This is a genomic window from Sphingopyxis sp. (assembly GCF_965279725.1).
GTDB lineage: Bacteria > Pseudomonadota > Alphaproteobacteria > Sphingomonadales > Sphingomonadaceae > Sphingopyxis.
The window spans coordinates 852,719-866,244 of record NZ_CBDIIL010000002.1 but is presented as its reverse complement, the minus strand read 5'-3'; the positions used below and the strand labels follow the sequence as shown (position 1 = coordinate 866,244).

Sequence of the window (13,526 nt, the reverse complement as noted above, 5' to 3'; positions counted from 1 at the left end):
GATCGGGGAGGGTGGTGATGCGGAATGTTTCGGGGCTGATCGTCTTTTCGCTTTTGCTGACCGCCTGCATGGCGGGCGGCGGCAGCGCGGCGGAGCAGAGCGGCAGCGACATTCGGATCGAAGCTGGCCCGCGTCTCGGCGCACCGCGCGCCACGCACCAGCTGGTTGCAGCGGGGGAGGGGCGCTTGCTCGCCATTGGCGGCTGTGTCCGTTCGGGCTGCGAGGCTGGTCCCGCGAGTGCAACGGTCGATGTTATCGATGCGCAAAGCATGGAACTGGTCGGCAGCGGCAACCTGCTCGTCCAGCGCATCCAACCTTCCGCTGCCGCATTGCCCGATGGGCGTGTCCTCGTTTTTGGTGGCTGGGTCGACGGGCGCGTGTCGGCGACGAGCGAAATCTTCGATGCCGCATCTGGAAAGTCGCTAGCGGGACCAGCAATGGCCGCGCCGCGAAACGCGCCTGCGGTCGTCCGCCTTGCTGATGGCCGCATCCTGATCGCGGGCGGTTATGACGGGAGCGATGTGCGCTCCGATGCCGAAATTTTTGATCCCGCCACAGGCCACATGACGGTCACCGGTTCGTTCGGTACCGCCCGCAGCGGCGCAACCGCGACCTTGCTGACGGATGGGCGGGTGTTGATAGTCGGGGGTGGGCGACCCGATCGTGCACCGACGCGGGCGCTGGCGAGCGCTGAAATTTTCGACCCGAAGACCGGACGTTTCAGTCCCGCCGGGCAATTGGCGCAGGGCCGCTACAAACATGGCGCGCTGCGTCTGGCAAACGGCGATGTGTTGATCGTCGGCGGATCCGACGCGCGCGACTATGACGGCAAGCTACGCTCGGTCGAGCGCTTCGATGTCGCCGCGAGCCGCTTTGTTCCGGCGGGCCATCTCGCCGCTCCGCGGTTCAAGATCGCCGACGGTTTGCTGTTGCTGCCGGGCAACAAGGTGCTGGTGGCGGCGGGCGACACCGCGCCTGAAATCTTCGACGTCGCCAGCGGTACTGGCGCGCGTCTGGATTACGACCTCGGCGGGCAGTGGAATTACATGACCGTCGTTCGCGCCGATGCCCACACTGCGCTGCTCGCGGGCGGCTATCGCGAAGGGCGGATCGAACCGACCGATCAAAGCTGGATCATCCATTTGCCAAAGGGCTGATATGACCACCGCGAAACTTTTCCTCCACGGCGTTCCCGACAGTCCGGCGATCTGGCGCCCCCTGATCGCCGCCCTCGACCTTGGCGACACGCCGGTTGCGGTCCCCGCGCTCCCCGGCTTTACCGCGCCGCTGCCCGCGGGTTTCCCGGCAACCAAGGAAGCCTATGCCGATTGGGCGATCGGACAGGCCGAAGCGCTTTTCGTTCAGCACGGCCCGATCGATATCGTCGGCCACGACTGGGGCGCGCTCATCGCGCAGCGCGTCGCGATGCTCCGTCCTGATCTGCTGCGCAGCTGGGTAATCTCGAACGCGGTGATCGATCCCGATTATCGCGGCCACCGCGTCGCGCGGATCTGGAACACGCCGGTGCTTGGCGAACTCTTCATGGCGCTGAGCAAACCTGCGAAGCTCGCCGAGGGGTTGGCGGCGCAGGGCATGCCTGCCGCTATCGCACGCGAAGAGGCGGAGCAGTGGCGGAGCAAGGACAAGCGCCGCGCAATCCTGAAACTCTATCGGTCGGCCAAGGGACTGAGTTTCGCGCATGACTGGGCGCGCGATATCGACAAATTGCCCGCGCATGGGGCGTTGATCTGGGGCGCCGACGACCCATATGTGCCATTGCCGGTCGCGCAGCGTTTCGCCGCCAACACCGGCATCCCGCTCACCGTCATCGATGGGGCAGGGCATTGGGCGATTGCCGAGCGATCCGCAGAGGTCGCGGCGGCACTGCATCGCTTCTGGGCCGCGCTCTGATCGCCTGACGCAATCAATATAAGCGGCCCACTCGATTTGACCTGCGCCCGCTGGTCTGCTTTTGGTGCGCTGCACAAAAATCCCACAGAAAGGATTCTCTCCCATGATCAATCAACCCGTTCCCGCCGTGACCCTCAAAACGCGCGTCCGCGACGAGGCCGTCGACGGCCCGAACCCCTTCCGCTGGCAGGACGTCGACACCGGCGAAGCCTTTGGCACCGGTCGCCACATCCTGTTCGGCCTGCCCGGCGCCTACACTCCGACCTGCTCGAACGAGCAGTGCCCGGGCTTCGAGCGCCTCTATGGCGATTTCGCCGCCGAAGGCGTCGCCGACATCCATTGCATCAGCGTCAACGACGCGTTCGTGATGTATAATTGGGGCAAGAGCCTGGGCGTCCAGAACGTCAAGATGGTCCCCGACGGTTCGGGTGCCTTCACGCGCCGCATGGGGATGTTGATCAACAAGGATCACGTCGGTTTCGGCATGCGCAGCTGGCGCTACACCGCGATCGTCGATGACGGCGTCGTGGTCCAGATGTTTGTCGAACCCGGCATCAACGACGTCGGCACCGACGCCGATCCCTATGTCGAATCGACCCCCGAAAAGGCGCTCGAGTGGGTGAAGGCGAACCCTTATCAGGGCAAGCTGGCGCAGGCGGCCTAAACCGGCGCTGATATGACATTAGGCGGCCCGGCCATCCCCCCTCCCGTCCGGGCCGCCGGCGCCGCACCCATCATCGTAACCGCGACGATGGGTGCGGCCGACCAGCGTTTTTTTGACCATCTCCGCGCGGCGCATTTTCCGCCCGAGCGCAACTATCTGACCGCGCATATCACGCTGTTTCACCAGCTGCCGCCGTCTGCGCTGGACGAACTCGACGGCTTGATCCGTCGCATCGCCGCTGACACCCCGCCGCCCGCTGCGCGGCTGCGCGAGCTTTACTCGCTGGGCAAAGGCGTCGCCTATCGCATCGACAGCTCTGACCTGCTCGCGGTCCGCGAGCGGATCGCCGAGCATTTCACCGGCATGCTGACCGCGCAGGACCAAGGCACCCCGCGGCTCCATATCACCGTCCAGAACAAGGTCGCGCCCAGCGAGGCGCGCGCGCTGCTCGCCGAACTCGCCGCCGATTTTCAGCCGCGCCCGCTGACCATCACGGGCCTCGCCGCGCACCACTATCGCGGCGGCCCATGGGAAGCCGCCTTCGCACGGAATTTTCGCGGCCCGCGCGCACCATATTGACCGGCGCCGACACCATGCCTATAGGCGCGGCTCGCCCGTCGCGGCGACCCTTCGGGGCGGAGTAGCTCAGCTGGTTAGAGCAGCGGAATCATAATCCGCGTGTCGGGGGTTCGAGTCCCTCCTCCGCTACCAAGGCATTTAAGTCATTGAAATAATTTGATATTTTCAGAATTCGTCGCTACCGCATTGACGGCCCGATGAAACCTAACCCATTGAATAATGAGGTTCAATTTTCGCCTTCGGCGTAAATTTGCGATTCAACACCTGATCTTTTTTGGGTGTCATTTGTCCCCGCTTAAAGCGCCGTTTTGCGCCTCATCCCGGACTTAAGGTCATGATCGGGACATGCCTGAAAGGGGCCATTGGATGGGGCGCCGGCATCGACCGCTCGGCGCCTGATTTCGGAAGTCGTACGGTTAGTTCGATCCCTGCGGATGCTGCCATTTAGCGTTAAGTAAACCGAGGACACCGTCACTTCGGCGATTATGACCGCTCGCGCTCCTTTCGCGCTTTTTCCTCCAGGCCTCAACTATGCTTCGCGCCATTCTATCCCGTCCGAATCGGCAGGAACTTCCTAGTGAGAACAGACTTTTCATCCGGCGTTCACCGATCTTGATCAGTGAGCTTTCACCGCAGCGGCAGGGCAGCATTTACGGAGGCTATTCTGTCCCTCGTGCCCGCAAAGCTCGCGACATTTCTGTGTCGCAACGCATCTTTAGCCAATTCACGTGAAATGCGACGAATCGACCCGTTCTGATCCATTTCTGCACAAGAATTTAAGCACTTGGTATCATTTTACGGCCCAAAAAGCGGTTATGGTCCAAAAAGGGGCAACTTCGGGAGCAATCCTACTGCGTCGCCTTGCGCTGGCGTCGGTTTTTGTCGCCGGCGCGTGCCTGGTGCACGTCGGCGCCGGAGATTTCGCTACCTTCGCGCTGATCGCTGCTGCCGTTGGATGCGGCTGGGCTGGATCGGCCTGGCGGCATGACTGGAAATTGTGGCGACTGTCGCAGCGGCTGGAAGTCATTTCGGGCGAAGGGCAGAAAATAGGGATCGCCGAGCGGCTAGCGGAAAATGCGAAGGGTCTCGAGCAGGCGCTTGCCACGATCGAGCGACGTTTGATCGAGCGTCATGGCGTGAGCGGCTTGCCCACCCGCGAACCTTTGCTTGAACAGATGGAACAAGATGGTTCGGGCGTGCTCGGCACGTTTGCACTGGACGACTTCGAAAGACTGGCCGGGTTTGATCCTGATCTTGCCGAGCGAGTACTTCTGGAAATTGTCGCGCGCATTGTTCGCATGATTCCGGTCGAGCGCCTGATTGCCCACGTCGATCAGGGCCATTTCGCCATCTGGTACGGCAACGACATCGATCCTTTGTTGGCGCGATCAGAGATCGATGCAATCGCCTATGCGCTAGGAGGGCGGCTTAAAATCGATCAACGCGAGATATTGCCGAGCATTGCGACACGCTGTGCGGCTTTGGTTGACGGCATCACGCCGCAGCTTTTGTTGACGCGAACGCTGGCGTCTTTCGCGCTGGAAGACATGCAGGACACGCACGAGCTCAGCGATCAGGCGATTGCTCAGGTGCAGCAGCGATATGCCATCGAGCAAGATCTGCGTAGCGCGATCCACCGAAATGAGTTTCAGCTGCATTTTCAGCCACTGATAGACGCACATTGGCAATGTGTGACAGGCGCCGAGGCGCTGATCCGATGGCATCACCCCGAGCGCGGCAGCGTGCCGCCATCACTGTTTATCCCGATCGTCGAAGCCGCAGGACTGGCGGAGCAGGTCGGCATGTGGGTCCTTAACGCCGCGGCGCGCCAAGCGAGCGAATGGGAGGGACGCGCGGCAGGCCCCTTAAGAATCGCCATCAATGTCTCCGCCAACCAGCTTCACGATGCGAAATTCGCAGAGTTCCTCAGCCGGACGCTGCACAATCATTCGCTCGACCCGGCATGTCTGGAGATCGAACTGACCGAAGGGGTGGCGAGCGCTGACGATGCCGACCTCGCGCGCCTGTTCGCCAAAATAAGGGCGCTCGGCGTGAAGATCGCGATCGACGATTTCGGCACCGGCTATTCGAGCTTCAGCACGCTTCGCCAGCTTGCCTTCGACAAGATCAAGATCGATCGCGAGTTCGTAACCGATGTTCATCTTTGCCCGCAAAGCCAGGCGATCTGCCACAGTATCATCGCCTTGGGCCGCGGCCTCGACATCCGTGTCCTCGCCGAAGGTGTTGAAACGGCCGAGGAATATCGCTGGCTGTCGCAGAATGGCTGCCGTCATTTCCAGGGTTATTATTTTTCGCGCCCACTGTCGGCCAACGACTTCCTGAGCTTCATCAACGACCGGGCGGGCCTTGCGGCTATGCTCGAGTTGACCGCCGACATTCCCCAAATCGAGAGAATTACATCATGACGATCGCTGCTCAAATACGCCCGTGCCGATATCTCCGGCGCACTATGGTCTTCGCTGTTGCGCTGGCTCTGGCGGGCTGCGCGAGCGGTCCGAAGCCAAGTGCTGCATCGGCTTCGGCGAGCAGCGCACAAAGTATCGACGCAATAGCCGAACATCTGAACCAAGGCGATGTGTCGGCGGCGCGCAAGCTGATCAAGTCAGGGCTCAAGCGCGATCCGAACAATCCGTCGCTCGCCCTGCTCCGCGATTCCATCGCGCGGGATCCGGTTGAACTGCTTGGGCCGCAATCCTTCGATTATGTCGTACAGCCCGGCGACACGCTCGTCGGCATCGCCCAACGCTTTCTCGGCAATCGGCTGATGACCTATCAGCTGGCCCGGTATAACGGCATCGAAAAGCCGATCACGCTGGCCACGGGACAGACATTGCGGATTCCCGGTACCAAGCCGGCACCGGCGCGCCGGGCGGCAACGCCCGCCCCGCCGACACCGTCGACGCCGTCCGCGCCGCGCGCGCAGCCCCCTAAACGGGCGGTCGCGCCGCCGGCTGCGCGGACCGATCCCGCGGCTGCCCGCCAACTGCGAACGCAGGGACTGGCCGCGCTCAACAAAGGTTCCGCGACGCGCGCGGTGCAGCTGCTCCGGCGCGCTTCGGCGCTCGATCCCGCCAGCTCGGTGATCAAGGCGGATCTGGCGCGCGCCGAGCGGATCGAGGCGACGGTTCGGTCGCGCCGCTAGCGATGTTTCAATCTTTGCCCGATACAATGATTGATGAAGAGAGTGCCGACTGATGAAATCGCTGGGACGCTATAGTATTGAGGGCCGCCTAGGCGAAGGCGCAATGGCCGACGTCTATCGCGCGATCGACCCGAGCATCGGCCGCAAAGTCGCGATCAAGGTGCTCAAGCCCGAATATGCTCGCAATCCCGGGCTCAATATCCGCTTCCTGCGCGAGGCGCGCGCGGCAGGCGCGCTGAGCCATCCCAATATTGCCACGATTTACGAGGTGGGTGAAGAAGAGGGCATCGCCTACATCGCGATGGAGCTCATTGAAGGGCAGCCGCTCGACACGTTGCTGCAGGCCAATGGCCGGATGCCCTACGAGCGTGTGCTGGTACTCGGCCAGCAGCTCTCCGCCGCGCTCGCCTATGCGCACCAGATGGGCGTGGTGCACCGCGACGTGAAACCGTCAAACATCCTGCTGTCGCATGATGGCCGCACCGCAAAGCTCGTCGATTTCGGCGTCGCGCGCATCGACGATTCTGATCCCGAGGGGAGCGGCGACCAGCTGGCGCAGACCCAGTTCGGCCAGATGATCGGGACGCCGCGCTATATGAGCCCCGAACAGGCGCTCAGTCTCCCCGTCGATCATCGCTCGGACCTGTTTTCGCTCGGCATAGTGCTGTACGAAATGGTGACGGGCAAGGCAGCGTTCCCCGGCATCGGCCTCGCAACGCTGGCGATACAGATTGCGCAGGAAAGGGTGGAGCCGATCGAGCGGTCGGCCAGCGATTGTCCGCCGGGACTGCGCTTCATCATCGACAAGCTGCTGTCGAAAAAACCCGAACAACGCTTTGCCGACGGCGATGCGGTCCGCAAGGCGATCATGCGCGAGATGAGCGCGCGCGAAGAGAGCGCGGTGCCGCGCCGCGGCCTGTCGCTGCGCGTCAAATTGCCGCTGTTTCTGGCCACTGTCACCTTCGGGGTGCTGGCCATCTGCGGCGCCTTGATCAGCACACGCGAAGAGCGGGCGTTCGAGGATATGGCCGCAACCTCTGGTCGAACGATCGCCGCTTTTGTCGCAAGCAATGCGGGGGTGGTCGCGGTCGATAATGCCGGGCTGCCGGCAGATCAACAGGATTGGGGCGCCCTGCAAGCCTTTGTCTCGAGCGCCAGCGAGGATCGTGAAGTTCGCGCCATGACGGTTGTGGACGCAAACAATATTGTCCGCGCTGCGACCGATGGTCGCCGCATTGGCGCACGTTACGTAGCGCCGCAAGGCGAGGCGCATGTCGGCGCAGGCAATGGTGCAGCGGTTAGTTATGTCGGGGGAGGCCAGAATGCCGGGATGCGGATCGTGCAACCGATACGCTATGCGGGAGCGAGCTACGGCAAGGTCGATGTTGTCGTCCGCACCGACGCGCTTGTGGCCGCTACCAATAACACGCGTTGGCTCTTGGTCATGCTGTCGCTGGTCGTGATGGTGACCGTGATGATCGTCGGCTATTTGAGCGGCGCAGCGGTGACGCGGCCGATCGGGCGGCTTCGCAAGGCGCTCGACGAGGCGGCGACATCGCGCTTTGCGCTGCGTATTTCGCATCGACGGGGCGATGAATTTGGCGCGGCATTTGACGCGTTCAATCGGGCCGCTGGAGCGGCCGAAGAAAAGTTCGTCGCGGGTGTGGCAGATGACGACGCGTCGACGCTCGCCACCCGAATTGCGGAACCGGTTGCGGTCACAGCGCCTCGGCGCCAGGTTGCCTGAGGAAAGCGCACACCATGTACATGTTACAACTCTTCGAGCGCGGCGACGAAATCCATCCGGTCGATGCCAAGCTGCTGCGCGAAGGGGTGCTGCGGGTCGGCCGGGACAAAAGCGCCGATTGGTCGATCCCCGATCCCAATTGCGCCTTGTCGCGCACCCACTGTGAATTCGCTGTCGGCGCCGACGGCCTTACCTTGCGTCCACTCGGCGCAAACGGGGTCTTCAACGCAGCCACTGGCGAACGGCTTGCGGATGAGGCAGCGATTCCCGTGTCCCTGCCGTTCGCAATCCGCCTCGGCGATTTCCGTATTGTCGTATCCGAAGCGCCGCATGGCGATATTGCAGGCCAGGAAACGCGCACCATGGTCCTGACGCCGCCGCTCGGTGACTCGATCGAGGTCCCCAGCGACTGGACCGACACCGCAGCCGCGGCACGGTCCGGCGGGGCGGCGATCACCACCGGGTCACTGCTGGATGCTTTTTGCGAGGGTGCAGGCCTCGATGCTTCGTTGCTGGCGAGCGAGGACCCGGTCGAGATCATGCGCCGCGTCGGCGGCGTGTACCGGCAGATGGTACTCGGCGTTGGCGACCTGATGAGCGAACGTGATCACGCGCGCTCGCATTACCAGATGACGCGGACGACGATCGGCAGCGCCGACAACAATCCGTTCAAATGGGCGCCGACGCAGCGACTGGCGATCGATCTGATCCTGGGCGGATCGCACGGCTTTCTTTCGGGTCCGGCCGCGCTGCAATCGTCGTTTCGCGACATCAAGCGCCATTTGGTGGCGACTTTTGCCGGGCTGCGCGGAAGCTTGCAGCAAGCGATTGCCTGCTTCGACCCTGATAGCCTCGACGGCCAGACGCCAGGCCGGTCGTTGTTCCAGAACAAAGCGGCGGCGCAGCTCAAAGAGTTGGAAAAGCGGCATGCCGATCTGCTTGAGGAGATCGAAGGCAAGAAATCGGGCGTGCTTGATCGGGCGTTTGTGCAAGCATACAATGTTGCCGACGCGGCGGTGACTGACTTTCGCGAATGAAATTTTTCCGCATCTTTGGTCGTGACGCCCCCCAGGTCATCGACGGTAGCGTCACAGCAATCGAATCTGTTGCGTTGACTCATGTCGGCCATGTCCGTGCCGTCAACGAAGATCGTATCCTTAATCTGCCCGATTCCAAACTCTGGGCGGTGGCGGACGGGATGGGGGGCCATCAATCTGGTGATGTTGCCGCGCAGATCGCCATCGATGCACTGGGTGATCTCGCGAGCAGCGGGCAAATTTTATGCGGGGACGATATTTTGCGCGCGATACAGTCCGCAAATATGCTGATCTTTGACCGCTATTCCGAAGCCGAACGGCGCAGCGGTACGACCATCGTGGCGGCCTTGCTCGTCAATGACCGGCTCGAGATATTCTGGGCGGGCGATAGCCGCGCCTACCGACTTCGCGGCGGCACTTGGCAACAGTTGACCTGTGATCACAGCGTCGTGCAGCAAATGGTCGATGCGGGGGCGCTGCCACCCTCTGCTGCGGCTCATCATCCAAAGTCGAACGTGATAACGCGCGCGCTGGGGGTGGATCGCGAGGTTGTCATCGACCGGGTGGCGATTCCGATCGTAACGGGGGATATCATCATGCTTTGTTCTGACGGCGTCTCGCGAACGCTAGACGCGGACAGGGTCGGAGCCCCACCGCTACGCGCGCTTGCGCAATCGCTGATCGATCGAGCCTTGATGCGCGACGGTAGCGACAACGCCAGTCTGGTCGTGATCCAAGCCTAATTTATTTGCTATCTGCAACGCCCGTCGAATCGGTCCGCGAGACGAGCGCGCACGACAAATAAGCTGGCCGGACGACCGCTTTCGCACACTTTTCTCCGCAAAGCAGCCGATCCGCTATCGGCCATAACGAGAAGGTCACATATCGCGGTTTTCCATCAGACGCAGGCTCACGCGAGACGTTGTTAGCCCTCGAAGTCCGCCACTGGGCACTCCAAGAACTGAATAGAAATTTCGCTGTCGTTGGAACGGCGCGATGGTATCTAGCGCACGATGACTTCCTATTCCGATTCACATATCAACTCACCGCCTGCAGCGGCTTGGTCAGAAGCCGATCGCGTGGCGGCGCTTCAGGGGTATGCAATACTCGATACACCGGTAGAAACAGAGTTTGAGGACGTAGTGCGGCTTGCCGCCGAGACGTTCTCGGCGCCAATCGCTGTGGTCAACCTCGTCTCCAACGATCGCCAGTGGTTCAAGGCCGAGGTGGGGATCGGCGCACGCGAACTGCCCCTAGACGTTTCAATCTGTGCGCACGCAATTTTGCAAGACGACTTTCTCGTCGTCCCCGATACGCGCGCTGACTCGCGGTTCGATTGCAATCCCCTCGTGACAGCCGATGATGGACTCCGCTTTTACGCCGGCGCGATCCTTCGCAGTGCATCTGGATTCCCAATCGGCACCGTGTGTGTGCTCGATCGCGAGGCTAGGCCGGAAGGGATAACGGCGCACCAGCGCCTTGTTCTCGAGGTCCTGGCCCGGCAGGTGATGACCCAGCTGGAGCTGCGCAAAGCACTGGTCGAACAGAATGTTCGCGCCGAGGAACTGCGCGCCGAAGCCCGTCAGCGCACCGAGGCAGAAGCGGCCCTGCGCAGCGTTGAGGAGCGTTATCGTCTCGTCAGCCGCGCGACCAACGATGCGATCTGGGACTGGGACTTCGCCACCGACCATGTCATCTGGAACGAGGCACTCGAAGCGGCGCACGGCCATCGGCCCGATGCCGTCGAGCCGAAGGGCGCGTGGTGGATTGAGCATATCCATCCCGATGATCGGGCGCGTGTTGACGCGAGCATTCACGAGGCAATCGATGGCAGGGCAGCCAGCTGGTCGGGTGAATACCGGTTCCTTCGGGCGGATGGAAGCTACGCGGCAATCCTCGACCGCGGCCATATCATCCGCAACGAGGCCGGAGCCGCCGTTCGCATGATTGGCGCCATGCTCGATCTGACCGAGCGTCAGCGCACGCGGGCGATCCTTATGAGAAGCGAAGAACGGCTCCGGCTCGCAACCGATGCGGCCGAGGTCGGCTTCTGGGACGTCGATATCGTGAACGATGCGCTGATCTGGCCGCCGATCGTGAAAGGCATGTTTGGGATTTCGCCCGACGTTCCGGTATCGATTGCGGACTTCTACGCTGGAATTCATCCCGACGATCAACCCGCTACGTTCGAGGCGTTCGAGGGGGCGTGCGATCCCGTTCGGCGCGCGCTCTACGATGTCGATTATCGGACCGTGGGCAAGGAAGACGGAAAAATACGCTGGGTAGCGGCGAAAGGCCGCGGTGTCTTCGACGACGAAGGAAACTGCGTTCGGGTCGTGGGAACGGCGATCGACGTGACAGCGCGCAAAGCTGACGAAGCCGAGCTTCGCGAGTTGAACGATCATTTGGAGCGACGCGTCGCCGAGGCGATCAGTGAACGCGAGAAAATCGAGGAGGCGCTTCGGCAGTCCCAGAAGATGGAGGCCGTTGGCCAACTGACCGGCGGCATCGCGCACGATTTTAACAATATGCTGGCGGTGATCATCGGGTCGCTCGATCTGCTCGGCAGACGCCTCGGCAGCGAGGACGAGCGCGCGAGACGTCATGTAGACAACGCCGCAGAGGCATCGCAGCGCGCCGCAATGCTGACCCAGCGCCTGCTCGCTTTTTCGCGCCAGCAGCCGCTCAACCCCGAAGTTCTTGACCCGAACAAGCTCGTCCCCGGAATGTCCGAACTGCTCAGCCACACGCTAGGCGCCGAGATAAGGCAGGAAACCGTTCTTGCTGCCGGGCTGTGGCGAACGCACACCGATCGCAACCAGCTCGAAAACGCGATCCTCAATCTTGCGGTCAATGCGCGCGACGCCATGCCCGAAGGCGGACGGCTCACGATCGAAACGCTGAACTGCCATATCGACGAGCGTTATGCGGCGGCTAATATCGGCGTTCCGCACGGCCAATATGTCATGATCGCGATTTCCGATACGGGAACGGGCATGCCGCCCGACGTGATCGCCAAGGCCTTCGATCCCTTCTTCACGACAAAGAGTGTCGGTAAAGGAACGGGGCTCGGGCTCAGCCAGGTCTATGGTTTCGTCAAACAGTCTGGCGGCCACGTAAAAATCTATTCGGAGGCGGGCGAGGGAACAACCATCAAGATTTACCTGCCCCGGTTCATTGGAGATGATGTCGAAGCCGAAGCCAAACGGCCCACCGATCTGCCCCGCGGCGACGCGCGCGAGCTGATCCTCGTCGTCGAGGATGAGCCGTCCGTGCGCCAGTTCAGCGTCGATGCCCTGACCGAGCTCGGTTATAATGTGATCGAGGCCGATGGCGCGCTCGCGGCGCTTCGTCTGCTCGACGCCCATCCGGAAATCTTGCTGCTTTTCACCGACATTGTTATGCCGGACATCAACGGACGCAAACTTGCCGACGAAGCGCTTCGGCGGCGTCCGGACCTCAAAGTCCTTTATACCACGGGGTATACGCGCAACGCGGTGGTGCATAACGGCGTCGTCGATCCCGGAGTGGAGTTGCTCGGTAAACCATTCACAGTCGAGCAGCTCGCTACCAAGATACGCGCAGTTCTCGAAGGCTGATTCCGTCCGCCGGGTGCGGTAATGCAGTCGTTTATGACGGCGAGATTTCCTCAAACAGGCTGAGTGCCTGTTCAAAACTGGCCATGGTGAAAGGTTTAAGAAGAACTGGGCGCCCCGCAAATACGGGGCCAGGCGGCGCGATAAATCCACCGGTGGTCACGATAAACGGGATACCACGCGCGGCCAACGCTTCTGCAACCGGCTCCGAGGTTTCGCCGTTGGCGAGGTGAACATCCACGATGGCGGCATCGATATTGCCCTCATCCAGCTGTGCGAGGGCTGCCTGGACACTATCAACAGGACCTAAGGCTTGCCGATCGAGCGCTTCGAGAAGGCCTTCCAGCATCATCGCGACGAGCGGATCATCCTCAACGATCAAAATTCTGCTTTGCATTCCCTGCTTCAAACCAACTCCTGCGCGGCCGTCAATATGTGAGCGCACTCCAGGTATAAATTCATGTCGACAGGCAAATGCAGCCAATCTCAATCGCGCGCGCAACGAAAATTCAAAGCTTCGGAACCGACACAAGATTCAGTGAGTATTCCCGTCGAGCTTCAAAACACAAAGGTTTGGACGCTTTCACCGGGCCGCGCTCTCGCGCGGTCCGGACTAGCTTCATGAGATGTCCGCTCTTCAAGATTTGCGTCTTTAAAGCGGACGGTCTTCAGTCGGCCAGTTTGAGCTTCAGAGCGGCGCGGGTGCAATGCGCCTAATTTCGATCGTTCCGACACCGATCGGATAGTGCCCGAAAGCAGTCATTCTTCGCTGCTTGAGCCGATGCAGCTTCGCGCCCCGTCAAGTCATAGTCGGCAGCGAGACGGCTGT

At 61.7% G+C, this 13,526-nt stretch carries 11 protein-coding genes and 1 tRNA gene; 11 read left to right on the top strand and 1 reads right to left on the bottom strand.

Annotated features, from left to right (window positions below; all coding sequences use genetic code 11):
* Positions 1–17 precede the first annotated feature (17 nt).
* The 11 genes from ACQY6T_RS08605 (at position 18) to ACQY6T_RS08555 (ending at position 12,700) form a co-directional block, all read left to right on the top strand.
* A complete protein-coding gene (locus tag ACQY6T_RS08605) occupies positions 18–1,157 on the top strand; it encodes a Kelch repeat-containing protein (RefSeq protein ID WP_428630341.1) in 1,140 nt (379 codons plus the stop codon).
* Between the two features lies 1 nt (position 1,158).
* On the top strand, positions 1,159–1,911 hold the full coding sequence (locus tag ACQY6T_RS08600) for an alpha/beta fold hydrolase (protein ID WP_428630339.1): 753 nt from the start codon (positions 1,159–1,161) through the stop codon (positions 1,909–1,911).
* 103 nt (positions 1,912–2,014) lie between these two features.
* Complete coding sequence (locus ACQY6T_RS08595; protein WP_428630337.1) at positions 2,015–2,575, top strand: peroxiredoxin; 561 nt, start codon at positions 2,015–2,017, stop codon at positions 2,573–2,575.
* 87 nt (positions 2,576–2,662) lie between these two features.
* Positions 2,663–3,154 (top strand): 2'-5' RNA ligase family protein, encoded by a 492-nt coding sequence (locus ACQY6T_RS08590; RefSeq protein WP_428630335.1) that lies wholly within the window; start codon positions 2,663–2,665, stop codon positions 3,152–3,154.
* A gap of 55 nt (positions 3,155–3,209) precedes the next feature.
* Positions 3,210–3,286, top strand: a tRNA-Met gene (locus ACQY6T_RS08585).
* A gap of 596 nt (positions 3,287–3,882) precedes the next feature.
* Complete coding sequence (locus ACQY6T_RS08580; protein WP_428630333.1) at positions 3,883–5,580, top strand: putative bifunctional diguanylate cyclase/phosphodiesterase; 1,698 nt, start codon at positions 3,883–3,885, stop codon at positions 5,578–5,580.
* Between the two features lie 170 nt (positions 5,581–5,750).
* Positions 5,751–6,317 (top strand): LysM peptidoglycan-binding domain-containing protein, encoded by a 567-nt coding sequence (locus tag ACQY6T_RS08575; RefSeq protein WP_428630331.1) that lies wholly within the window; start codon positions 5,751–5,753, stop codon positions 6,315–6,317.
* Positions 6,318–6,369: 52 nt separating this feature from the next.
* Positions 6,370–8,064 (top strand): protein kinase domain-containing protein, encoded by a 1,695-nt coding sequence (locus ACQY6T_RS08570; protein ID WP_428630329.1) that lies wholly within the window; start codon positions 6,370–6,372, stop codon positions 8,062–8,064.
* Positions 8,065–8,078: 14 nt separating this feature from the next.
* Positions 8,079–9,101 carry a type VI secretion system-associated FHA domain protein gene (locus ACQY6T_RS08565; RefSeq protein ID WP_428630327.1) on the top strand — a complete coding sequence of 341 codons (1,023 nt, stop codon included), beginning with the start codon at positions 8,079–8,081 and terminating at the stop codon, positions 9,099–9,101.
* Positions 9,098–9,844 (top strand): PP2C family protein-serine/threonine phosphatase, encoded by a 747-nt coding sequence (locus ACQY6T_RS08560; RefSeq protein ID WP_428630326.1) that lies wholly within the window; start codon positions 9,098–9,100, stop codon positions 9,842–9,844. Before ACQY6T_RS08565 ends, ACQY6T_RS08560 begins: the two co-directional genes overlap by 4 nt.
* 270 nt (positions 9,845–10,114) lie before the next feature.
* Positions 10,115–12,700 (top strand): PAS domain-containing protein, encoded by a 2,586-nt coding sequence (locus ACQY6T_RS08555; RefSeq protein WP_428630324.1) that lies wholly within the window; start codon positions 10,115–10,117, stop codon positions 12,698–12,700.
* A gap of 31 nt (positions 12,701–12,731) precedes the next feature.
* Here ACQY6T_RS08555 and ACQY6T_RS08550 read toward each other — a convergent pair whose 3' ends face one another.
* A complete protein-coding gene (locus tag ACQY6T_RS08550) occupies positions 12,732–13,094 on the bottom strand; it encodes a response regulator (protein ID WP_428630322.1) in 363 nt (120 codons plus the stop codon).
* Between the last annotated feature and the right edge of the window lie 432 nt (positions 13,095–13,526).